Annotated in this window: 19 protein-coding genes and 2 pseudogenes; 10 read left to right on the forward strand and 11 right to left on the reverse strand. The window is 67.1% G+C overall.

The features are described 5' to 3' along the window. Positions 1-28 precede the first annotated feature (28 nt). Positions 29-331 (forward strand): hypothetical protein, encoded by a 303-nt coding sequence (locus H7965_RS31770; protein WP_186771811.1) that lies wholly within the window; start codon positions 29-31, stop codon positions 329-331. Next, positions 312-389, forward strand: a pseudogene (locus H7965_RS17145) (transposase); the annotation flags it as partial. The gene H7965_RS31770 and the pseudogene H7965_RS17145, both read left to right, overlap by 20 nt. Positions 390-510: 121 nt before the next feature. Here H7965_RS17145 and H7965_RS17150 read toward each other — a convergent pair. The 5 genes from H7965_RS17150 to H7965_RS31015 form a co-directional block, all read right to left on the reverse strand. Continuing rightward, positions 511-3,789, reverse strand: coding sequence for a DEAD/DEAH box helicase (locus H7965_RS17150; RefSeq protein WP_186771812.1), 3,279 nt, complete (start codon positions 3,787-3,789; stop codon positions 511-513). Further along, positions 3,783-4,106: a manganese catalase family protein gene (locus tag H7965_RS31995; protein WP_186771813.1), complete on the reverse strand. Its 324-nt coding sequence runs from the start codon at positions 4,104-4,106 to the stop codon at positions 3,783-3,785. The genes H7965_RS17150 and H7965_RS31995 overlap by 7 nt, the downstream gene beginning before the upstream one ends. A gap of 589 nt (positions 4,107-4,695) precedes the next feature. Further along, complete coding sequence (locus H7965_RS17160; protein WP_186771814.1) at positions 4,696-5,103, reverse strand: response regulator; 408 nt, start codon at positions 5,101-5,103, stop codon at positions 4,696-4,698. Between the two features lie 143 nt (positions 5,104-5,246). After that, positions 5,247-5,699 carry a Crp/Fnr family transcriptional regulator gene (locus tag H7965_RS31010; RefSeq protein ID WP_229682679.1) on the reverse strand — a complete coding sequence of 151 codons (453 nt, stop codon included), beginning with the start codon at positions 5,697-5,699 and terminating at the stop codon, positions 5,247-5,249. Beyond that, on the reverse strand, positions 5,672-5,992 hold the full coding sequence (locus tag H7965_RS31015) for a cyclic nucleotide-binding domain-containing protein (RefSeq protein ID WP_229682678.1): 321 nt from the start codon (positions 5,990-5,992) through the stop codon (positions 5,672-5,674). Before H7965_RS31015 ends, H7965_RS31010 begins: the two co-directional genes overlap by 28 nt. 91 nt (positions 5,993-6,083) lie before the next feature. Here H7965_RS31015 and H7965_RS17170 point away from each other — a divergent pair, with 91 nt between their 5' ends. The 4 genes from H7965_RS17170 to H7965_RS17185 all read left to right on the forward strand — a co-directional run bounded on the left by H7965_RS17170 (position 6,084) and on the right by H7965_RS17185 (position 8,812). Then, positions 6,084-6,290, forward strand: a complete 207-nt coding sequence (locus H7965_RS17170) for a hypothetical protein (RefSeq protein WP_186771815.1) — start codon at positions 6,084-6,086, stop codon at positions 6,288-6,290. A gap of 375 nt (positions 6,291-6,665) precedes the next feature. Then, positions 6,666-6,842 (forward strand): DUF2934 domain-containing protein, encoded by a 177-nt coding sequence (locus H7965_RS17175; RefSeq protein ID WP_186771816.1) that lies wholly within the window; start codon positions 6,666-6,668, stop codon positions 6,840-6,842. A gap of 943 nt (positions 6,843-7,785) precedes the next feature. Continuing rightward, complete coding sequence (locus H7965_RS17180) at positions 7,786-8,211, forward strand: cupin domain-containing protein (protein WP_186771817.1); 426 nt, start codon at positions 7,786-7,788, stop codon at positions 8,209-8,211. A 367-nt stretch (positions 8,212-8,578) separates the two neighbouring features. Beyond that, positions 8,579-8,812 carry a septal ring lytic transglycosylase RlpA family protein gene (locus H7965_RS17185; RefSeq protein ID WP_186771818.1) on the forward strand — a complete coding sequence of 78 codons (234 nt, stop codon included), beginning with the start codon at positions 8,579-8,581 and terminating at the stop codon, positions 8,810-8,812. Here the strand turns inward: H7965_RS17185 and H7965_RS31020 are convergent. After that, positions 8,798-9,703 (reverse strand): annotated as a pseudogene (locus tag H7965_RS31020) (integrase core domain-containing protein); the annotation flags it as partial. The gene H7965_RS17185 and the pseudogene H7965_RS31020 overlap by 15 nt on opposite strands. Positions 9,704-10,261: 558 nt before the next feature. Here H7965_RS31020 and H7965_RS17195 point away from each other — a divergent pair. Continuing rightward, a complete protein-coding gene (locus H7965_RS17195; protein ID WP_186771820.1) occupies positions 10,262-11,494 on the forward strand; it encodes an ABC transporter substrate-binding protein in 1,233 nt (410 codons plus the stop codon). Between the two features lie 457 nt (positions 11,495-11,951). On the opposite strand, the gene H7965_RS17200 is transcribed toward H7965_RS17195, so the two are convergent. Continuing rightward, positions 11,952-12,242, reverse strand: a complete 291-nt coding sequence (locus tag H7965_RS17200) for a hypothetical protein (RefSeq protein WP_186771821.1) — start codon at positions 12,240-12,242, stop codon at positions 11,952-11,954. Positions 12,243-13,116: 874 nt separating this feature from the next. Here H7965_RS17200 and H7965_RS17205 point away from each other — a divergent pair. Both H7965_RS17205 and H7965_RS17210 read left to right on the forward strand, forming a co-directional pair. Continuing rightward, on the forward strand, positions 13,117-13,995 hold the full coding sequence (locus H7965_RS17205; RefSeq protein WP_229682677.1) for an alpha/beta fold hydrolase: 879 nt from the start codon (positions 13,117-13,119) through the stop codon (positions 13,993-13,995). A gap of 34 nt (positions 13,996-14,029) precedes the next feature. Continuing rightward, a complete protein-coding gene (locus H7965_RS17210; protein WP_186771822.1) occupies positions 14,030-15,682 on the forward strand; it encodes a PAS domain-containing hybrid sensor histidine kinase/response regulator in 1,653 nt (550 codons plus the stop codon). Positions 15,683-16,321: 639 nt separating this feature from the next. Here H7965_RS17210 and H7965_RS17215 read toward each other — a convergent pair. Both H7965_RS17215 and H7965_RS17220 read right to left on the reverse strand, forming a co-directional pair. Next, complete coding sequence (locus H7965_RS17215; protein WP_186771823.1) at positions 16,322-16,951, reverse strand: MlaC/ttg2D family ABC transporter substrate-binding protein; 630 nt, start codon at positions 16,949-16,951, stop codon at positions 16,322-16,324. Between the two features lie 60 nt (positions 16,952-17,011). Then, entirely contained in the window at positions 17,012-17,812 is an 801-nt protein-coding gene (locus H7965_RS17220; RefSeq protein WP_186771824.1) for an MlaA family lipoprotein, read from the reverse strand. A 396-nt stretch (positions 17,813-18,208) separates the two neighbouring features. Here H7965_RS17220 and metF point away from each other — a divergent pair, with 396 nt between their 5' ends. Further along, positions 18,209-19,159, forward strand: coding sequence for a methylenetetrahydrofolate reductase [NAD(P)H] (metF, locus tag H7965_RS17225; protein ID WP_186771825.1), 951 nt, complete (start codon positions 18,209-18,211; stop codon positions 19,157-19,159). Positions 19,160-19,190: 31 nt separating this feature from the next. Here metF and H7965_RS17230 read toward each other — a convergent pair whose 3' ends face one another. Both H7965_RS17230 and H7965_RS17235 read right to left on the reverse strand, forming a co-directional pair. Then, entirely contained in the window at positions 19,191-20,492 is a 1,302-nt protein-coding gene (locus H7965_RS17230) for a capsular polysaccharide export protein, LipB/KpsS family (RefSeq protein WP_186771826.1), read from the reverse strand. Next, complete coding sequence (locus H7965_RS17235; RefSeq protein ID WP_186771827.1) at positions 20,489-21,295, reverse strand: formyltransferase family protein; 807 nt, start codon at positions 21,293-21,295, stop codon at positions 20,489-20,491. The genes H7965_RS17230 and H7965_RS17235 overlap by 4 nt, the downstream gene beginning before the upstream one ends.

A 21,295-nucleotide genomic window follows, 5' to 3' on the forward strand; every position in this document is an offset into this window, starting at 1 on the left:
GGCGTAGGGGATCGCGTTTCAGGAACGGTTGTTCCCCGAGCAGGAAGCGGATCGTGCTGCGGTAACTGCGGATCCCGATTGGAACCCTGGTGCATCCCGTAGCCACGACGTCTTACTGTGCCGGTCGCCGTCGAACCCGCCACCGCTGCCCGGAGGCTTCCCAAACTATGCCGCGCCCATCGCCCGGAACCAGCTCAACGGGCGCGAATTGACGATGGCGCGCTGGGGCATGCCGTCGCCGGCCTTCGCGCTGGACGGCAGGAATGCCGATCCGGGCGTGACCAACCTCCGCAACGTCAATCGCCGCACTGGCGGCACTGGTGATCGATGACACGGCGCTGCCGAAGAAGGGCACGCTCTCGGTCGGCGTTGAGCGGCAGTACTGTAGGTAGCGGGGCAAGCGGGCGAACTGCCAGGCGCTGGTTTCGCTGACGCTGGGCGGTCGCTGGTGTGCGTTGTCGCTGGTGTGCGTTAGCGGAATTGGCTGCACCGGGATGCTGCACGCCATCGTCACGCCGCGTGCCTCCGGCGAGCCGGCGCCAGCGCCGCCAGCAGCGCCTCCGCCGCCGCCACCCGCTGCGCGGCATCGGTGGTTTCCCGCCGCTGCAGCAGCCGGCCATTGCGGAGCTCGAGCCCCGGTGGCGTCTCAGCTGGTGGCTGCCGCAGTGTCGCGGCTGCGGCGCTTGGCCCGACCTCGATCCGCGCAATGCCAAGGCGGCGACAGCGGACCGAGATCCGCGCCAGGGCGAAGAGGCCCCGCAACGGCTCTGGCGGCGGGCCGAAGCGGTCCTCCAGCTCATCCTCCAGTGCCTCGACCCCCGGCATGTCGCCATCCCGCAGCAGCCGGGCCAGACGTGCATGCACCTCCACCCGCTGCGCTTCCTCCGGCACATGGTCGGTCGGCACATAGGCGTCGACCCCCAGCGCCACGGCCGGGCTCCAGGCCTCGGGCGGCGCCTCGCCGCGCGCCACCGCCAGCGCCCGGTCCAGCAGATGGCGGTACAGCTCGATACCCACCAGCTTCAGGTGGCCAGCCTGTGCGTCCCCCAGCAGGTCGCCGGCGCCGCGCAGGTCGAGGTCGCGGGCGCTGATGGCGAATCCGGCGCCAACCCGGTCCAGCGCTTCCAGCGTGCGCAGCCGCCGGTCGGTAGCGGCTGCAAGCCGCACTGCGGGGTCGGTCAGCAGGTAGATCGCCCCGCGTTCCCGCCCACGGCCGACCCGGCCGCGCAGCTGGTGCAGCTGCGACAGACCAAAGCGGTCGGCGCGCCAGACCAGCATGGTATTGGCGCGCGGCACGTCCAGACCGGTTTCGACGATATTGGTCGAGACCAGCACATCGGCCTCGCCGTCGGCGAAGCGCAGCATCGCCGCATCCACTTCGTCCGGTGGCAACCCGCCATGCGCCTCGACCACCGACAGCTCGGGCACTTGGCCGGCGATGCGGTCGCGCATGGGCGCCACATCCTCGATGCGCGGGCAAACCACGAAGCTCTGGCCGCCGCGCCGCGCTTCCCGCCGCAGCGCCTGGGCCAGCAGTGCATCCGCCAGCGGCGCGCGCAAGGTCCGCACCGGCTGGCGCCTCGCCGGTGGCGTGGCGATGACGCTGAGGTCCCTGAGGCCGACCAGGGCCGCCTGCAGCGTGCGCGGGATGGGCGTCGCGGTCAGCGTCAGCACATGTGGCGTACCCGTCGCGCGCAACCGCTGCAGCTGCGCCTTCTGCTGCACGCCAAAGCGCTGCTCCTCGTCGATGATGAGCAGAGCAAGATTGTGGAAGCGCACGGATTTTGCTGCCAGCGCCTGGGTGCCAATGGCGATCTGCACCTCGCCTTTGGCGATCGCGGCGCGGATGGCGCGGGCCTCGGCAGGCGGCGTCAGCCGGGACAGCGCCTCGACGCGGATGCCGAGGCCCTCGAAGCGGCGGCGGAAGCTTTCCAGATGCTGCCGCACCAGCACCGTGGTCGGCGCCAGCAGCGCGACCTGATGGCCGGAGAGCGCGGCGGCGGCGGCGGCCCGCAGCGCCACTTCGGTCTTGCCGAAGCCGACGTCGCCGCAGACCAGTCGGTCCATCGGCCGCCCGGCGGCGAGGTCGGCAAGCACCGCTGCCGTCGCTGTGTCCTGGTCTTCGGTCAATTCATAAGGGAAGCGGGCAGCGAGACGCGCGAAAACCTCCTGTGGCGGGCGCAGCGCCGGGGCGCGCGCCGCTTCGCGCGCCCGGACCATCTTCAGCAGCGCTTGGGCGCTTTCGGCGACCGCCGCCTCGGCCTCGGCCCGGCGCTTCGGCCAGGCCTCGCCACCGAGCCGATCGAGGCTAAGCCCGGCCGCCTCGGCGCCGTAGCGCCAGAGCCGGTCGAGCTCGTCGAAGGGCACGATCTGCGCCGCATCGGCGTAGTCGAGCCGGAGGCAATCGAGCTGCGCCGCCCCGGTCTCCACCGGCATTACGCCCCGCAACGCGCCGAGCCCATGGTCGAAATGGATCACTGCATCGCCGGGCTGCAGGCTGGCGGTTGCCGCCATCAGCGCTTCGGCGCCGTGCCCGGCTTGCCGCGCGGTGCCGCCGGGGCGGAGCGCGGCCAGCGGCAGCAGCACCGCCTCTGCCGCCTCGAAGCCCGGCAGGTCGGCCGGTGCTTCCAGCCAAGCCAGGCTGCCAGGTGGCAAGCGCAGCAGCGCCGGCCAATCCGCCACTGGCTGCGCTTCGATGTCCAGCGCTTCCCCGAGGCGGCGGGCCAGCCGGTGCAGACCGCGCCGCGCCGGGCCGGCCAGGAGCAGCCGCCGGCCCTGCTCACGCTGCGCCGAGGCGTAGCCAAGCAACTCAGCCTCTGGGTCTGGTAGCGCGGCGAAGCGTGGTGGGACCGGAGGTGTTTCCCCGGGCGGCGCGACCTGTTGCGGCACCCGTCCGCCCAGCGCGGCCGACCAAGCGGCGGGGTCGAGATGGAGGGCCTCCGGCGGCGGGATGGATGGCTCCTCCGGCCGCGGTGGGCGCAGCGCGATGCGGGTGCGAAAGGCCTCGCCTACCTCTGCCCACCGCCGCTCCAGCGCGGCCGAGGCGCCGTCATCGAGGATGACCGTCGCCTCCGGCCATAGCGCCAGCAGGGTGACGAGATCCTCGCAGAAGGCCGGCAGCGCATGTTCAAGGCCGGGCGGCCGCACCTCGGCCAGCGGATGGTCGGGCGGCAGGACGAGTTCCGAGGCAGGACCCAGGACCAGCGCCGCCGTTTCCTCTTCCAGGCTGCGTTGGCTCAGCGGGTCGAAACGGTGGATCTCGAGAAGGCGGCCCGCCTCATGCCGCAGCCGCCAGGCCGGACCGCCGGGCGCTCCGGCCAGCATGATATCGACGACGCTGCCATGCAGGACGGCCTCGCCCGGCGCATCCGCCCTGTCGTCCAGCACATAGCCGCGGCGGAGCAACTTCCGGCGCAGCGCCTCCGGGTCCAGCGCCGCGCCGCGTTCGAGCTGCAGCGACATGCTGGTATCGGGTCGCGGCAGGCGCTGCGCCATGGCCGCGACCGAACCGATCAGCAAGCGCGGCGCCGTGCTGCCGGCGATAAGTGCGGCGGCGACGGCCATGCGCTGACCCATGACCGCGCGCGAGGGTGAGACGCGGTCATAGGGCAGGCAATCCCAGGCCGGGAGGAACAGTACCTCCAGCCCGGCCGGAGAAAGGGCGCGGACCGCTTGGTGCAGCCGCGCCGCCCGCGCCTCGCTGCGGGCGACGAAGAGGATACGCCCACCGGCCGCGGCACCTTCAACCAGGCGCGCAGCCAGCAGCCCCTCCGGCTCGGCGTTCAACATGCGATGGGCATCCTCCGCCGGCGGATACGGGGCGCAGAGCGGGAGGGTGCTGCCGCGGTCCCAGGCAAGGTTCGGAGTGCCGCCCGTGGCTGGGCCGGTGGCCGCAGGCGGGCTGACCTGCCCCGGCTTCGCTGCGATCTGCTCAGCTTGCGCGCCGCTGTCGGGCCTCGGCTGCGCCAGCCCCGGAAAAGGTACTGCATCAAGACGTGGATCTCGCCCTCCGCGCCGCCGGTCGCTTGTTGCAGGGCACAGACGAGGATCAGCTTTGGCGCTTCGATGCGAACGGGATATTGCAGCTTGCCATCGGTGTAGAACAACGGAGGCTCCGGCCCATGTGGAGCGGAGCGAACTGACGAGGCTGCGCGCGGTTCGAGACCGAGGCGACAACGAGAGCGGCACCTCGCGCGAGCGTGAGTTTTGGTTCGGGAACAGGTCGCGTGCTTTGAATCGACTGTGACTGGTCTGCGGCGATTGAGGCAACAAGACCTCGGTCATGTGGAGGCAGGAGAACCTGGCCCGGTATGACTGCAGCAAGCTGTGCTGTGCTACCCGCGTGATCTGATCGACGAGGAATGAGCGACCATTGCCCCGGTTGACCGCCATTGGCGCTCAACCCTGCCCAACCGAGCCCGGCGGCAACAAGCGGACGATCGATGTGTTGGCGGTGGTGAACGGGGTCATGTACATCCTCGCCACCGGCCGCCATCGGGCGGCGCCGGGGCATTTCCAGCGCCAGCCTCGCGCGCACACGCGCGCCTTAGAACGGGCTGCCAAGCGGGGGTTTGGTAGCTTTTCGGCCTCCGAGGCCAATCTGCGGAGTGCGGAAACGCTGGAAAGGCACGGAACACCCACACCCCTGGAGGGAGTTGGTCGTCGTGCTTGTCCGGCCGACTCCCCAGCGGAGCACTACCTTCCGGCGGGGGCCAAATTTTTGATGACGGCGACCAGCGCATCTGGATCATACGGCTTCGTCATCACCTGTGCGTCAGAATGCACGCCCCGGCCGCAGTACTTGCCATAGCCCGTAGCGAAGACGAACGGCACCTGAAGCGCTGCTAGCCTATCGGCAACCGGCGAAACAGTATCGCCGCCGAGATTGATATCCAGCACGGCGGCATCCAACCCGCCGTCAGACGCTGCCTGCTCGATCAACTGTAACGCTTCCTGCACTGAACCTGCGGGACCAATGACCTGCGCTCCTGCATCGAGAAGACCGTCCTCTATCAACATGGCAACCAGCGCCTCGTCCTCGACGACGAGCACACGGTTCCCACGGAGATCACGCCGGTGGCAGGGGAAGTTCTTGGCGTACATGATATCGCGTCCTCCCAGGAGCCGGGGCAGCTCCAAGTGGCCGAAGCCATCGCGAGGCTCCATCGTGGCGCACGTCCAACACCAAGCACCCTCCGGCGCGCCCCGTCTGTCCTATTCCGCACGTACAGGTGGCAGAGGGGGTGTCAGCGGCGGTAGACGGCCCTGGCCCCCGGCGGCAGCCCGAGCAGCTGGTCCTGGGCGCGCCGGACCACGCCGTAGCACTCGCAGGCGGCGCTCTCGAGACCGGGCCGATCGGTAATCTCGATGCGGCCTCGCTCGTAATGGATGAAACCTGCTTTTTGGAGCTGGCCGGCCGCGACTGTGATCCCGGCGCGGCGCACGCCGAGCATCATGGACAGGAACTCATGGGTCATCGGGAACCCGTCGCCACTGGCCCGGTCGTGCGCCATCAGCAGCCAGCGTGCGAGGCGCTGGTCGGTATGGTGGCGCCCGTTGCAGGCCGCCGTGCGCGCCACCTGCCCATGGTGCACCAGCGCATAACGAAGCAGCAGGGTACGCAGGGTGGGGATGTGCTCCAGCGCCTCGCGGAATGTCTGCGCGTCCATCCTCAGGGCGGTGCCGGGGGATTGCACCATGACCTCGATGTCGTCGTGGTCGGCACCAAGCAGTACAGGCAGCCCGATAAACCCTCTCGGCCAGCCAGGCCGACCTCGGCGGCATCGCCGTCCTCCATATAGGCAAGCATGGAGGCGTAGCCGGTTTCGGGGAAGTACACGGGCTCGATGGGCTTGCCCGGTGTGTACAGGACTTGGCGGAAGGGGAGTTCGATGGCTTCAAGTTGCGGCCACAGGCGGGCGAGGTCGTCGGGCGGCAGGGCCGCGAGCAGGCGGTTGCGGGAAGCGGGAGTAAGCTGATCGGGGAGGGCCATGGAGGGCTCCTGCGACGGCGTGTCGGCGGGAGCGCTCTCCTCTCTCGGCCGCCCGCGCCGGAAGGTCACAGCGAGCGGTATTGGACATATGGTGTCGCAATCCCTCACCTACCATTACGGGACTGCGCGGCTGGCGCAGATAGGGTCGCTTCGCACCTATGTCGCCGGTAGGGTCTACGCTGCCTGCCGCCGGCCCGAGATGGATGAGGAATGGCCGTATCCGCAGCATGGACAATGGGGCGCCGCGCTGCCGCTGGCGATCTGCGGAGCGGACATGCAGGCAGGGGCGCGCTGTTGAAGGGCTGATCCTTGCCTGGGGCCTCTGCCGTTTGAACCGGTCAGCAGGCGTTGGCGTTCGGCTTCGATAGAAGCATGACTTTCCGTGCTTATAGGTCACCCCCGGGCGCCCTTTTTCTGACTGGCGCCTGCCCACGGTGGCTCCGCTGCGGCATCGCTGCGGCATCTGCGTGGAGGCATGTCACCGTCGCGGCACTACAGCGCCAGCGATAGGGCCGGGAGGTCGAAGTGATCGCGTTTACGGGGAGAAGCAGCACCGCATAAGGCGCAGCTAACATGGCAGTGAGGGACTATACCGAAGCAGGGGTGGTGCCGCTTCTGATTGTCGGCGACACTTATCACTCGGTGCCGCGTTCCTCCTCACGGAGGGAAGCTGATGTCCGATGCGAACCAGGATCTGGAAACCCGTATTCGAGAGCGAGCCTATGCGCTGTGGGAGGAGGATGGCCGCCCTGAGGGCCGCGCCGCCGAGCATTGGGATCAGGCACGCCGCTTCATTGAAGCGGAAGATGACCTGAAGGCCCCTGATATGGTGGCCAATCCGCCGCTTTGAATTCGCAGCCTGGACAGGTGGCGGGTCGCCCCGGCAATCGGCCGGGGCCTGATACCAGTGTGGGCGGAACCCTTTGCGGACGCTCCGCCCTTTGAGGTTTGTGCAGCGCAGCATACTGCTTGCGCTTCGGCGCTGCAGGGACTATCAGAGCAAGCGGCAGCCAACCCGGGTTTCCGAGTTGTCTGCCTTTCTTGGACGTTTCCTCCCTAAACTCGGCGGCGCCTTATGGTGCCGCTTTTTTTTGCCTACGCAGGAGGAGGCGTGGCTGAGCGATGTGTGCCATCCTTCGGCGGCACGCGCAATATAATGTTGAATGATTGCCCGATCGTTGCACGAAAATGACGCTACAGGGGTTGCCGCCTTCACGGTCAGCGGTCAGCACAGCGCTCACCTTGCGGTGTTGCCGGAACCGGCTTCGCAAGCGTTACCCATCACGCGGGGCGCATAGGGGCTACGCGGCCGACTCGCACCCCTGCAAATAAGCGCCGAACCAAGCCGCCTCTCGAAGCAGCCACAACAAGCTGAATTCTCTACAAATTGGCAGGTAGTTAGGTCCAGTTCGGCGCTTATTCACCCCATCCTATCCTTCGTCATCGTGGTGGTCCCCAGGTCCAGGCTGAAGGTCTCGGCAACCCAACCCTACCAAGGATCACCGCGGTGGCCGCCCGCCTGGGGCGCTCCGCTCAGCCAAGGGCTTCACTACGCGCCCCTGGCGCTGGCCCTCCTACACCACACCAGGGGCACGACCTCGCCTTGGGACCACAGAGGACGCTGAGTTTAACGAATGGCTGGAGTGTGAAGGCTTTGCTCGATCTCGGGAAGATCCGCTCGGCGGGAGATAGGGTCCTACTGACGGACCTGCTGAGTTTCCATCACCATGCGACTTCGCTAGGCTCTCCGCCGGGAACCAAGAGGGGCCGCAGGCCCCGCAGGGAGACACGCCATGGCTGACGTGACGATCCGACCGGCTGGGAGCCGGGCGACGAAGACGGCATCTTCCGACAGCTTCACCGGTACGGTCCTGCAGGACTCAATGGCGACGCCGCAGGCCCCGTCGCGCACCAGCGCCACGCTGGTGACCTTCACGCCGGGTGCGCGCACGAACTGGCACACACACAAGACCCGGCAGGTGCTGGTTGCCACGCAGGGCACCGGCATGGTGCAGGTGAAGGACAAGCCGCCCCGCATTCTGCGCGCCGGCGACGTCGCCGAGGTGCCGCCGGGGCTCGTGCACTGGCACGGCGCGGTTGCCGGGCACCTGTTCGCGCACATCTCCTTCGTCGAGACCGACGGTCCAGACAACACTACCTGGATGGAGCCGGTGGACGAGGCGCACTACCGCTCGGTCGCGGTGCCGCCGGAAGCATAGCCGCAGGTCGGCTTCGGCTGGGTGTTCCTGAGCCCCGATGGCGGACCATCGTGAAATGTCCCGTCCGTGACAACGTCGGTCGCGGCCGCCGTACAGGTCAAGCTCGGATTCCCACCGCCAAGCTCGGCAGCTGCCGGGCGCTGATCCGGAGGAACGCAGCGCCCGCCCATGCATCTTCACCGCGATGCCTGATCAAGGGCCATGGCGATACGGCTGGCCGTCTGCATGGGGCTTGGGCTTGACTTCGCCGGCCTGCTCGCAGGAACGAGCCGGCTGCGGACAAGCCCAGGCGAGAGGCTGTCGATCGCTCAGGCGTGAGCTGCGTGGACGCGCCGCCATCATCGCTCGGAAGTTCGCCGGCAGGCGCATGGCCGACGTTGGCCTCTTCGATCCCGAGGCATCCATCGTGGCGAGCCGCACGCTGCCGCTCGCTGCCACAGCGCGAGTGACCAACCTCCGGAACGGCCAAGTGACGCTGGTGCGGGTCTGCGACCGCATTCCGGGGACAGAGGGGCGCATCCTTGATGTCAGTCCCAAGGTCGCGGAGTTCCTGGACATACGCCAGGGCGGAGTGTTCCGGGCGTGCTCACCGCTTTCCTAGCGCAGCGTCCTCGGCCCGGTCCTTCCCGCGGACGCTGTGTCTGGTGAACTCCTCCGGCGTCCGGCCGCCAAGGCTGCCGTGTGGCCGAACCCGGTTATAGTCGTCCCATTAGGCTTCGATCAGCCGACACGCATCGGACGGCAAGCTGAACACGTGCTTGTTCAGGCATTCGTCTCGCGGGCGGCCGTTGCAACTCTCCACAAACGTATTTTGGTGCGGCTTGCCGGGCGCGATGTAGTGCCATTCGATACCGCGCTCCTCCGCCCAGCGCAGCAACTTCGTGCCGTTGTCGCTGACTACCATCTTGGGCAGGCGCCGCCCGGCCACCAGACGCTCCAGCTCTCGCGCCACTGATCGATGTGTCCACCACCGTCGCCGGGGCCTCGCGCGTGAAGTCGTCCACCACACAACACCCGGAATCGGCATCCGCGGCCAGCGCGTCCGCCACGAAGTCGAAGCTCCACTGCGGGCCAGCGCCCTGCGGTACCACCATCGGCGCCCACGTACTGAGGGCGCACTTGCGCTCGCCGCGCCGGCGCACCGAAAGTCGCTCCTCGCGATATAGCAGCCAGATGCGCTTCAGGTTCACGACCGCGCCCTCTCGCCGCAACAGGATTGCCAGCCGCCGGTCACCGAACCGACGGCGCTGACCAGCAAGCTCGCGCAGCCGCTTCCGCAACTCCGCGTCCCCGCCGTCGGCACGTTCAATACCGGAACGCCAAGCGGTCCACCCCGATCAGCCAGCAGGCAGCGCGTTCGCTGTAGCCGTGCTCGCGCATCACGCGCTCCACCACCCCAGACCATGCCGCAGGTCCGATCAGCTTTTCCCAGAAGCTCCCGCGGAACTGAGTTGTCCAGCATCGCCTCGGCCAGCAGCCATTTCAGGCGCCGGATCGACAAGTGTGGTTTCACCCGGAGCATCTGTGCTGACAAGGACGTCGAGGTCTACACCGAGGACCCGATGCGAAGCGCGACCATGTTTATCGCTGGGGTTCGACAAAGATCGGACCTGAGCGTTTTGATAACGAGATCGATGGCTGGCCGGGAGCGACGAGAGCGACATGGCGGTTTGGCATTAGCCCGATCGGCGATGCGCGGCCGACGCGGACGGTGGTGTCATCCGCTATGACCACGCTGCCTGAGACCGCGGCGGCGGCGGTGGACCATGCCCGCGCTCTGCTGCGCCAAATCTCGCAAATTGGGCGGACTGGGCAGAGGTTCTATAGCTTATCCCTGCTCTCTGGTGGTTGCAACGAATTGGAGATTCTCTGTGCATCAATCTACCGACATTGCCCCGCTGGACCTGGCGGGCGGACATGCGAAGTCGGAGCGAGCCTCTGCGGAGGAGGAGAGAAGCGCCGCACTTGCGTTAGGGTGCCACCGCGCAAAGATGAGGTGAGGCAGGTGCGCACGCCGCACCAGCCTCAACACAGAAGGGAGGAATACGCCATGGATATCGGACGGCGTGCGCTGCTGGCCTCGGGGGCCACCGCAGTCGCTGCTACCACATTGCCCCGGTTGTCGCGCGCGCAGGCCGCGAACACCATCCGCATCGGTGTGATGAATGACATGTCGGGCCTGTACAAGGACAACACCGGTCCCGGCTCGGTGGCCAGCGCGCAGCTGGCGGTCTCTGAATTCGGCCAGCACGGCTTCGACGTGGAGGTGATCTTCGCCGACCACCAGAACCGACCTGACGTCGGCGTGAATCTGGCCCGACAGTGGTATGACCAAGGCGTGGATATGATTCTGGACGTGCCCACCTCCTCTGTCGCACTGGCCGTAAATCAGGTGGCACGGGAGAAGAATAAAGCCTGCATCAATGTCGGCGCCGCCACCTCTGACCTCACAGGGTCGCAGTGCGCGCCCACCATGATCCACTGGGCCTTCGATACATGGATGCTGGCGCGCAGCACCGGTGGCGCCATGGTGAAGACAGGCGGCGACACGTGGTTCTTTATCACTGCCGATTACGCCTTCGGCCACGCGCTTGAGCGTGACACCGCGCTTTTTGTGCGCGCCGCTGGGGGGAATGTGCTGGGCAGCGTGCGCACACCCTTTCCCGGAACATCTGACTTCTCCGCTTTTCTGTTGCAGGCACAGGCAGCCCGACCGAAGGTGCTCGGCCTCGCCAACGCGGGCGCGGACACCGTCAACTGCGTTAAGCAGGCGGCTGAGTTTGGAATCACCCGGCGCGGCACGAAGCTCGCTGCGTTGCTGATGGTGATCGGGGACGTGCATTCGATAGGTTTGAATGCGGCCCAGGGCTTGGTGTGCACCGAGAGCTTCTACTGGGATCTGAACGACGGGACGCGCTCCTTCACCAGACGCGTGCTGCCACGCATGCCGAACATGCAGCGCCCTAATCAGATTCACGCCGGCTGCTACTCCGCCACCCTTCACTATCTGAAAGCCATCGCGGAGATGGGCGTTGCGGAATCGAAGCGCTCTGGCACGGAGGTGGTCAGCCGGATGAAGGCGATGCCTACCGACGACCACTGCTTCGGCCAAGGCCAGATCCGGCAGGATGGGCGGAAAATCCACCCTTCCTATCTCTTCGAGGTGAAGGCCCCGTCAGAGAGCCAAGGTCCCTGGGACTACTACAAGCTACTGCAAGATACGCCGGCCGAGGAGGCATTCCGCCCCATGAATGACGGCGGCTGCCCGCTTGTGCGGTCATAAGCGACCGTTTGACAATCAGCGGTGGGCGACATGACGGAGCAGTAGGGCGCCCAACACCCCGAGCTTGAAGCACCCTCTGCCACACCACCACAAGCCTTTCTCAAACAGCCACTGAGCGGGAGAGGGCTAGGCAAGAAGACGTTGCTGCGTCGTCGCGTTGCACATGCACGGATACAGCTGGAGACATTAGCTGGCTGTCTCCGGGTCTTGCCCAGAGCCTGCTGGCTTGTGGACGCTTGAAGCCGCTCTAACGTCGCTACCGCGCAGAGCTTGGCCATCTTCACCAGGGAGGTCCAGTCTACGTTGCCTGCCCGAGCGCGCGGCGCGATAAGACCGAGCGGCGCACGTCCATGAAGGCCAGCACGAAGCACCTCCATGAGGAGGTGCAGGACCGGCCATTGGCCGATATACGAAGGTTTGCGATCTACACGCCGACTGCCGTCATCCCCAGGGATCGCTAGCGGTCACGGAAGGCTATCGCGTTGCGCAACGCGTGTGCGATCTGCTCCATCCGCCTTTCGAAGCCCGCTGCCGCAGCGGGCCGGCCCAGCGTCTCCGCGCCAATGACGCCGCGCAGAACGGAGCCCTCGAGCTGGGCGGCCATGCCTTCCATGGCGCTCAGCGCCGCATCGGAGCCGCCACCTTCGATCGCTGCGCGCAGTACGGCGATCTCCCCAAAGGCGGCCGCGAGCGCGGTCTCGAGTGCGACAATCTCGCCGCGCAGCTCTTCCGCTTGGTTTTCAGCCATCTCGTTCCCCAAGCCCAAATTGACGCGGCATCAACGCACCGAGAGGCTGTCCGTAGCGGTATGTCGCCCACTGTGGCTGCTCATTGGGGCAGGCCTGATGCCTTGATTGCACGATCCGCGGGGGTGCGAATATGCCGAGTGCCGCAGTATAGCCACGGCGGCCCGCATCACGGTCCGGGCGCCGCTGAAGATCCGCCGCCGGCTGGGGCGCCAGACAGTGGTGACACTGATGCGGCACTGGCGAAGGTGCTGGCGCGGGCGTTCCGGCACCAGCGTCTACTGGACTAGGGCCGCTACGCTTCGATCAGCGAGATGGCGGTGGCGGAGCGGTTTGAGCAAGGATACCTGGGCAGCTTGCCGCGGCTGACGCTCCTGGCGCCGGATATCGTCAGGCAATGCCTCGATGGATGCCAACCCGTGGACATGACCTGTCACGGTGGTTGGCGCCGCGTCCGACAGGCTGGGCGGAGCAGCGTGCCAGGTCCAGGGCGAGCGCATGACCCGAGCCCGTCGCGGCTGGCTGACCGCTGTAGGCGTGTAAAGTGACCGGAGGGGGCTCACACCAGAATGTCTGCTCCACTTCCGCGGGCGGACATAGAAGAAGATCACCTGGGCTCTCACTCCACGGCCCAGTCTGGCCGGAAGCAGAATAGCGCCTTGCAAGTGGCGAGCGCTGGCAGCCGGCATCAGTTCAGCCTAATGCCAACCGGCGGTTCGTCATTTCTCCCGCATCGGCCCTATTTTTCCGAATGCGTTTGAGGGCCCACAGGGTCCCACGGTGACCGGAGGCTGTCTGCCGCAGGATGCCGCATCTAGTTCAGGGACCGCTTCGGTGGGCTGATCCGACTTCACCACCCAGGTCGCGGTCGTTGACATGACCAATATGGCCATCTGCCAGGGTCTGTTGCCTCAATTTTTTTGCTATAGGTGGCAGCCAGAAACTATTCAGCAGGAGGATCAGCATTTGAGTGTTTTGCAACGACATAACGTGCACGTGAGCGGCTCTGGCTCACAAGCGATGGTTTTCGCGCACGGCTTCGGCTGTGACCAGAACATGTGGCGCTTCATCGTGCCAGCATTCGCGGACCACTACCGGATTGTCCTGTTCGACCATGTGGGCGCAGGCGGTTCCGATCTTTCCGCGTATGATCCGGAAAAATACGCCACACTGGATGGATACACAGCGGATGTGATCGAACTCTGCCGGGAGCTGGGGATAAGAGACGGCGTTTTCGTGGGCCATTCCGTGAGCGCTATGATCGGGGTGCTGGTCGCTAGAAGGGCTCCCGAACTTTTTGCCGAGCTCGTTCTTATCGGCCCCTCTCCCCGATACATCGACGACGAGGACTATGTCGGCGGCTTCAGCGAGGGGCAGATCCACGAGCTACTGGAGTTCCTGGACAGCAACCATATGGGTTGGTCTCAGGCCATGGCGCCGGTCATCATGGGCAATCCGGAACGTCCTGAACTGGGCGAGGAACTGACGAACAGCTTTTGCCGCACGGATCCGGAGATTGCGAAGCGCTTCGCCCGGGCCACCTTTCTCTCCGACAACCGTACTGATCTGGCGAAGGTAGGGACCCGCTCATTGATCCTTCAGTGCTCGGAAGACGTGATCGCTCCGCCATGTGTCGGGGAGTACGTTCACCGCGCAATTCCCGGCAGCGAGTTCGTGCTCCTCAATGCCACCGGGCACTGCCCGAACCTGAGCGCCCCCGAGGAGACCATCGCAGCCATGAAAGCCTTCCTCTAAGTCCCGCACCTTGGACCAAGACACTCCCATTTCCATGCCGCAGGACGTAGAGGATCTCAAAGACCTCTTCGAGAACGCGCCCTGCGGCTATATCTCTGTCGAGCCTGCGGGCCGGATTATCAAGGCCAATCAGACCTTCGCCGCATGGATGGGATATGAGGGAAACCAACTCGTCGGGCGGCGCTTCCAAGATCTGCTGAGCATCGCGGGGAAGATTTACTACGAAACCCACTTCGCGCCCCTGCTGCGGATGCAAGGGTTCTTCAATGAGGTTGCCCTCGAACTCCTTTGTGCCAACGGATCACGCCTGTCCGTGCTTGTTAACGCGGTCGAGCGTCGCGACGACGCCGGACGGGTACGGTTCATTCGGATAACGATTTTCAACGCCTCCGACCGGCGGCGGTACGAGCAGCAGCTACTGGAGGCACGCAGGGCCGCTGAACAGGCCAGTGCGGAGCTGCGCGAACTCAACCTGACGCTGGAGGCGAGGATTGAGAAGGCGGTCCAGGAGCGGATGACGGCCGAGGATGCACTGCGGCAGGCGCAGAAGATGGAGGCCGTGGGCCAGCTCACGGGCGGCATCGCGCATGACTTCAACAACCTGCTGGCAGGAATCACCGGTAGCCTCGAACTGCTGCGGAGGCGGGTGGCGCAGGGGCGACTCAGTGAGCTGGAGCGCTACATCGTCGCGGCCCAGGGCGCCTCAAAGCGGGCTGCGACGCTGACGCACCGGTTGCTGGCCTTCTCGCGTCGGCAGGCACTCGATCCCAAGCCCACGGACATGAACGGGCTGGTTGCGGGCATGGAGGATCTGATCCGCCGCACCATGGGCCCGGCAGTGGTGGTGGAAGTGGTTGCAGCAAGTGGGCTCTGGACCACTCTGGTCGATGCGAACCAGCTCGAGAACGCGCTACTGAACCTGTGTATCAATGCCCGGGACGCCATGCCCGATGGTGGAAAGCTGATGATCGAAACCGGCAATCGCTGGCTCGACGAGCGGACTGCACGGGACCGCGACCTGCCTCCCGGCCAATACGCCTCGCTCTGCGTCAGTGATACCGGCACCGGCATGCCGCCCGAGGTGATTGAGCGTGCCTTCGACCCGTTCTTCACCACCAAGCCCATCGGCAAGGGCACAGGTTTGGGCCTCTCCATGATTTACGGCTTCGCTCGCCAGTCTGGCGGCCAGGTCCGCATCTATTCCGAACTGGGCCGGGGCACGACGATGTGCCTCTACCTGCCCCGGCATTTCGGCGAGGCGGAAGCTGCGGAAGCCGCGGAAGCCGCCAGAGGGATCGAGGCACCCCGCGCCGAACAGGGCGAGACCGTGCTGGTGGTCGATGACGAGCCGACCGTACGGATGCTCGTCACTGAGGTGCTGGAGGAACTCGGCTACAGGGCCATCGAGGCCGCCGCCGGGCCGGAAGGGCTGAGAATACTGCAATCCAATGCACGGATCGACCTCCTGATCACCGATGTTGGTTTGCCCGGCGGTATGAATGGCCGTCAGCTCGCAGAAGCGGGACAGGCGGTGCGGCCCGGCCTGAAGGTGCTGTTCATCACCGGCTATGCGGAGAACGCTGTCATTAGCCACGGCCATCTGGAGCCGGGCATGCACATGCTGACCAAGCCTTTCGCCATGGACGCGCTAGCCAGCCGGATCAAGCGCATCATCACAGGCGGCTGACACAATACTGGCGACCCTGATGACCAGAATGCCCGCATCAGCGGTGCCCGCGTCGGGATCCCGACATGAGACGCACCAAGGTCGGAGAAGGGCGCAGAGCTGCCGATAGCGGCTCTGGGCTAGCCATGTCCGCTCGCCCAAAGGCGGCGCTTTCCGCCATGACGCCGACGGCAGACCGGCGCGATGCGCACGGCGTTGCGCAAATCGCCCGCATCCGGTGGTTCAAGGTGGCCCACGTGACGAGCACAGCAAGCCAAGAGATGCGGACCCTGCTTGCCGTACGGCGGAACTTGGTCCGGCAGGTGGCGGATGTCCGTCGTCAGGGCCCATGCGATAGCTGAGGCGGGTTCAGGAGCGGAGGATGTCTGGCTCATCCTACCCGCCAAGGCGTGAGGCTGAGCCAGACATCCTCACCCTTGTCGTCCAGGCCCGCCCGGCTGGAACCAAGCCGCCTGCCGAGCGGCAAAGCAAACTCCGCTCAACTGAATTCGCTTGAGCGGAATGAATGGCCGATGCCAATCGGGCTGGCAGAGCATGCCTGCAGCCGGCGCAATGCCCTGCCTCGAAGGCCGAGCGACCCTTTCCCCCTTGCCGCGGATACTCCCCCCAACCTTGGCAGTGCAGCCTTGCGCCGGCCGCTTACCGCGCCTGTCGCTCCTGCGTCGCCAGCTGCGCGATCTGCCCGCGCATCGCCTGCAGCAGCGCCGCGATCGAGCCGTTGTTGCGCTGGATCACGCTGGAGTATTCGCTCCGCTGGGTAAGCCGCAAGGACGTCCCCTCGGCGATGACATCCACCACCCTGGGTTGCCCACCGACTTCGGCGACCCGCCAGTCGAGGGCGAAGGGCGCGGAGTTCGGTCGCTCGATGATGGTGTTCACCAGCACGTCATCCTCGGTGCGCTGCTGGCTGCGGCCGAGCGAGAAGCGTACTCCCTGGTACTCACCGAAGCGGGCCGAGAGGTTGCGGATCAGCGTCTCCTCGAACAGCTTCAGATATTCCTGCTGCTCCTGCGCGCTGGCCTGACGCCACCAGCGGCCGAGAATGAAGCGGCCGACACCCTCGATGTCGACCGCGCGGCGCAGCACTGCCGCTACCTTCTGCCGGCGGGTCGCGAGGTCGGAGTGGGTATCGTTCACCGCCGCCACAAGCTCCTGCCCGGTGGCCTGGATGAAGGCGGTGGCGCGGTTGGTGTCCTGCGCTGAAGCCGGGCCGGCAATGGCGAGAACGGCAAGGGAGCCAAGCAGGCTCCGGCGAACAAGGCTGGTCATGGTCAAATATCTCTCCGGGCCCGGTCCGGCTGCCAGGCTGTTGTCACGTTCCGGCCAGCGCTAAGGCTCGACCCCGGTTCCCACGCTGTAGCCGGTGCCACCTGCGGCCGGCGGCGCAATGATGTCGTTGCTGTTGCGGATCTCGGCATTGCGCCGCTGGCGATAGGCGCTGCGCAGCGTGGCGTAGGGGTCTAGCGAGGTGCGTTCCACATCGTCCAGCGTATTGATCAGGCTTTCGCGCGTGTCCACCACCGTAACACCGGCGCGGGTCCCGGTCAGCACATCCACGGCGACACCCTGGCCCACCCAGGTCAGCGGATCACCGGCAATGCCCATGCCGAAGCCGGCCAGGTCGCGCGGATTGGACGGGCCGAGCACCGGGATGAACAGATACGGCCCTTCGCCCATCCCCCAGACCGCAAGGGTCTGGCCGTAATCCTCGGCATGGCCGCGCACGCCGAAATGGCTGGCCGCCACGTCGAAGATGCCGGCAATGCCGAGGGTGCTGTTGATGATGAAGCGGCCGAGCGTGTCACCGGCACGGCGTGGCTCGCCCTGCAGCATGTCGTTGGCGAGGATCACCGGGGTGCGCAGATTGCCCAGCAGATTGCGGACGCCGGTGCGCACCGGCTGCGGCACAACATCCCGATAAGCGACGGCGACCGGCCGTAGCACGACCCGGTCGATGCCCTGGTGGACGTCGTACATGGCTCGGTTGAAGGGCTCGGCCGGGTCATTGGTCTGGCGGAATTCCGCCACCTCATCCGGGTCCGAAGGGTCGGGGCGGGTGGCGCAGCCAGCCAGCAGCGACCCGGCGAGGGTCACGGCGAGGAGCGGGATGGTCAGCGACGAAAGACGCATCTGCGGCGGAGCCCTCATGCCTCGGGTGGGGGAAGCGCCGGCACATGCCTCCCGACCTACCAGGAACGATACCCAGCGAACCGGTCGCGGTACCGATCCCAGGGCGCCGCGCTCAGCCTATCATAAATCATGCCTGCTGGCGCACACCGGACGGCCCCGCCATCAGATCCACGCCACCAGATAGCCTGCCTGCGCCTGACGTCCACCTAGGGCTGCGGGTCAGGTCATAATCTGGTGCGCAATCTGCCGTTTCCAACCTGCGGCCCTGGCCGCCTGCTGTGCCGCGACGACACCGGTTGCGGGCCTTTAACACTTTTTGCCGCGTTTCCGTAACGCCACAACACGTAACCCGAACCAACGCTTGCGATCGTGACAAGAAGACGGCATTTCCCCGCCATGGATCAGACCCTTCACCCTGCTACCGGAACGCTCCAGCGCTGGCTGACCGGCCCGCGGGTCGGCGGCCTGCCGAATCTGGCCGAATTGCCGGCCCCGAAGCTGTCCTTCGAATTCTTCCCGCCGCGCACTGAAGCGCTGGAGGCCCAGCTCTGGGCCTGTATCCGCCGGCTGGAGCCGCTGCAGCCCCGCTTCGTCTCGGTCACCTATGGGGCGGGTGGCACCACCCAGGCGCGCACCCATGCGACGGTCGCCCGCATCATCCGCGAGACCAGCCTGACCCCGGCAGCACATCTGACCTGCGTCGGCGCCCCGCGCGGCGAGGTGGATGACGTCGCCCGAGCCTATTGGGACGCCGGGGTACGCCATATTGTCGCCCTGCGCGGCGATGCCCCCGCCGGGGTGGAGCGCTACGAGCCGCACCCGGAAGGCTACGCCTATGCCGCCGACCTGGTCGCCGGCCTGGCCCGCGTCGCACCCTTCGAGATCAGCGTCGCGGCCTATCCCGAGACCCACCCGACGGCGCAATCGGCCGGCCATGACCTCGACAACCTGAAGCGCAAGATCGACGCCGGGGCGACCCGGGCGATCACCCAGTATTTCTTCGATACCGACACCTACCTGCGCTTCCTCGACCGCTGTGCCGCGGCCGGCATCACCGTGCCGATCGTGCCCGGCATCATGCCGGTGTCCAACTTCGTCCAGATGAAGAAATTCTCCGCCATGTGCGGCGCCGGCGTGCCGGAGTGGATGGGCCGGCTGTTCGAGGGGCTGGAGGAGGATGCCGATACCCGTCGCCTGGTTGCCGCGGTGGTGGCGGCGGAGCAGGTGCGGCTGCTGCAGGCCAATGGCGTCGACGAGTTCCACTTCTACACGCTGAACCGCTCCGACCTGGTCTATGCCATCGCCCATCTGCTGGGCGCCCGTCCGGCCGCGCCGGGCCAGGCCTGACAGCATTCGTCGGTGGTGCGGCCCGCCTCGATCACGCCCCCGCCGGCATCGGCAGGTTGATGACGTCGAGGTGCAGCCGCCGCACCGTGGCGGAAACCGCGGCATCCAGCCCCGGTCGGGCGTAATAGCCGCCGCGGACATGCAGGCAGCCGGCGACTGCCCGTAGGAATGCCTCGGCCAGCCCGGCATCCGGCGGCGGCGCCTCCTGCCAGAAGGCGTCCGTGCTGCCTTGCCAGACCAGCCCCGGCACGTCGTACAGCGCCTGGCCGAGCACCCGCATCGCCCGCCCAAGGGCGATGGCGCGCACCCCGAGCGTGCTGTTGATGGTGAGCACGCCATGGCAGGCGAGGATCGCCTCATCCATCGGCAGCGCCCCCCCGAGGAAATGCACCCGCCCTGCGACTCCGGCCGCGGCGGCGATCCGCCGGATGCGGCGGCCCCAGCGCTTCAGCCCGGGGTCGAGCGGATGCACCTTCACCAGCAGATGCGCATCCGCCGCGGCGCCGCGGGCGAAGCTGCCAACCACCTCGGCGATGGCGCTGTCATTGTCGTCGAAGCGGGAATAGGCGCGGATGGAGAAGTCATTCTCCATCTGCATGGCGAAGAGATAGAGCGGCCCGTGGCCTGCCAGCGCCGCGATCCGGGCGCGGTCCTGCCGGGTCGCGCGCCGCCGCAGCAGCAGGCGCAGGCCGGTGCCGAGATAGGCCGGGATCGGCGAGTGTAGCAGCCAGCTCTCATAATGGCGGAAGCGCCAGGGCAGCAGCGAAGCCAGGTGGAAGGCCATGTCCCAGCGCGCCTGCAAGGGGAAGCTCTCGGCGAAGCGCGGGCTGAAGTCGGGCGGCGGACAGGCCGCGGCCAGCGCCCGAATCGCCTCCGGCGAGCGCGGGAAGCGGCTGGCCGGACCCATGCCGTCGCGCTCCAGCACCACCCAATCGGGGCGGAGATAGCCGAAATCGGTTACCGTCACGGCAATGCCGCGCGCCCGGGCGGCGGCGATCGCCTCGCGGTGGCGCGGCCGCTGCTCGCCGAGCAGCACCAGATCGGTGATCGCCTCGCGGTCGAGGAAATCCCCGATGAAGCCCGGCCACTCCGCCGGCCTGCCATGGAACTCCGCCACCTCGCCGCCCCGCCAGAACAGCCGGTCGCCCAGGCAGAGGTTGATGCGGAAGGTGGCATGGCCGAGCGCCCGGAGCCCGGCGGCGACTTCGGCAAAGAAGGGGCTGATCGGCCCCTGGAGGAACAGGAAGCGGCGCGGCGGCTGCCCTGACGCGGCGCAGGCGCTCAACTTCGCATCGGAGCTGACGGCGGCGGTCAGCCGGCTGAGGCTGGTCATGCCCGCACGCCAAGCGCGGCCCGCAGGTCGGCGGCATCGACCAGCCCGCCCTGCGCCGCGGCGGCGCGCAGCACGGCGGGGGACGGGAAGGGGCAATAGGGCAGGGGGATGACCTCCCTGGCGGGCGCGGCGCCTCCGGCCAGCGCATGCAGGGTGGAAGCCAGCAGCGGCACCCCGGCGGCGTGCAGCGCTCGTGCCGCGGCCGAGGCGGTACTGCGCTCCGCCAGCGCCACCGCTCGCTGCGCCAGTATGGCGCCGGCATCGATCCGTGGCGCCAGCCGGTGCACCGTCACGCCGAAGCGTGTCGGCACCTCCGCCCGTGCCCAGATGGTCGGCACCGGCCCGCGATGGTGCGGCAGCAGCGAGGGATGCAGGTTCACTCCGCCGAACGGCACCGCTGCCAGGGTCTCGGCACTGAGGATCTGGTCGAAATGGAAGGTGACGATGATGTCGGCGCGGGCTTGGCGCAGCGCCTCGCGAAAGGATGGCGCATTGACCTCCGCCACCTCGACCAGCGGAATGCCGCGCCGCCGGGCGAAGCGGGCGAGGTCGCCTGGCTGGCCGAGCCGCCGGCGCAGCCTGCCCAGCAGATCCGGCAGCCCGTAATTCACCCAGAGATAGGGCAGCAGCCGTGGACCGGAGCGCCGCAGGTGCCGCCACGCCTGCCGCAGCGGTCCACCAGCGCCGGGCCGGAACAGCACCGACCGGCCGATCAGCGCCACGCCGCTGCCGTGGTCGCGCAGGAAGGCGCCGACCGCGGCCGCGCTCAACGCACTCTCGAGGGTCAGCAGCGCGATCCGCAC

Origin of the sequence: Siccirubricoccus deserti (genome assembly GCF_014283215.1) — a bacterium.
GTDB lineage: Bacteria > Pseudomonadota > Alphaproteobacteria > Acetobacterales > Acetobacteraceae > Siccirubricoccus > Siccirubricoccus deserti.

Bases quoted from the DNA above. Each gene is read 5' to 3' on its own strand.
- H7965_RS17215 (WP_186771823.1), bottom strand. From the start codon at position 16,951: ATGACCAGCCTTGTTCGCCGGAGCCTGCTTGGCTCCCTTGCCGTTCTC.
- H7965_RS31010 (WP_229682679.1), bottom strand. From the start codon at position 5,699: ATGGTGCAATCCCCCGGCACCGCCCTGAGGATGGACGCGCAGACATTC.
- H7965_RS17180 (WP_186771817.1), top strand. From the start codon at position 7,786: ATGGCTGACGTGACGATCCGACCGGCTGGGAGCCGGGCGACGAAGACG.
- H7965_RS17150 (WP_186771812.1), bottom strand. From the start codon at position 3,789: ATGTTGAACGCCGAGCCGGAGGGGCTGCTGGCTGCGCGCCTGGTTGAA.
- H7965_RS17175 (WP_186771816.1), top strand. From the start codon at position 6,666: ATGTCCGATGCGAACCAGGATCTGGAAACCCGTATTCGAGAGCGAGCC.
- H7965_RS17220 (WP_186771824.1), bottom strand. From the start codon at position 17,812: ATGCGTCTTTCGTCGCTGACCATCCCGCTCCTCGCCGTGACCCTCGCC.
- H7965_RS17205 (WP_229682677.1), top strand. From the start codon at position 13,117: ATGACCAATATGGCCATCTGCCAGGGTCTGTTGCCTCAATTTTTTTGC.
- H7965_RS17195 (WP_186771820.1), top strand. From the start codon at position 10,262: ATGGATATCGGACGGCGTGCGCTGCTGGCCTCGGGGGCCACCGCAGTC.
- H7965_RS17210 (WP_186771822.1), top strand. From the start codon at position 14,030: ATGCCGCAGGACGTAGAGGATCTCAAAGACCTCTTCGAGAACGCGCCC.
- H7965_RS17160 (WP_186771814.1), bottom strand. From the start codon at position 5,103: ATGTACGCCAAGAACTTCCCCTGCCACCGGCGTGATCTCCGTGGGAAC.
- H7965_RS17200 (WP_186771821.1), bottom strand. From the start codon at position 12,242: ATGGCTGAAAACCAAGCGGAAGAGCTGCGCGGCGAGATTGTCGCACTC.
- H7965_RS31015 (WP_229682678.1), bottom strand. From the start codon at position 5,992: ATGGCCCTCCCCGATCAGCTTACTCCCGCTTCCCGCAACCGCCTGCTC.
- H7965_RS17230 (WP_186771826.1), bottom strand. From the start codon at position 20,492: ATGACCAGCCTCAGCCGGCTGACCGCCGCCGTCAGCTCCGATGCGAAG.
- H7965_RS17185 (WP_186771818.1), top strand. From the start codon at position 8,579: ATGGCCGACGTTGGCCTCTTCGATCCCGAGGCATCCATCGTGGCGAGC.
- metF (WP_186771825.1), top strand. From the start codon at position 18,209: ATGGATCAGACCCTTCACCCTGCTACCGGAACGCTCCAGCGCTGGCTG.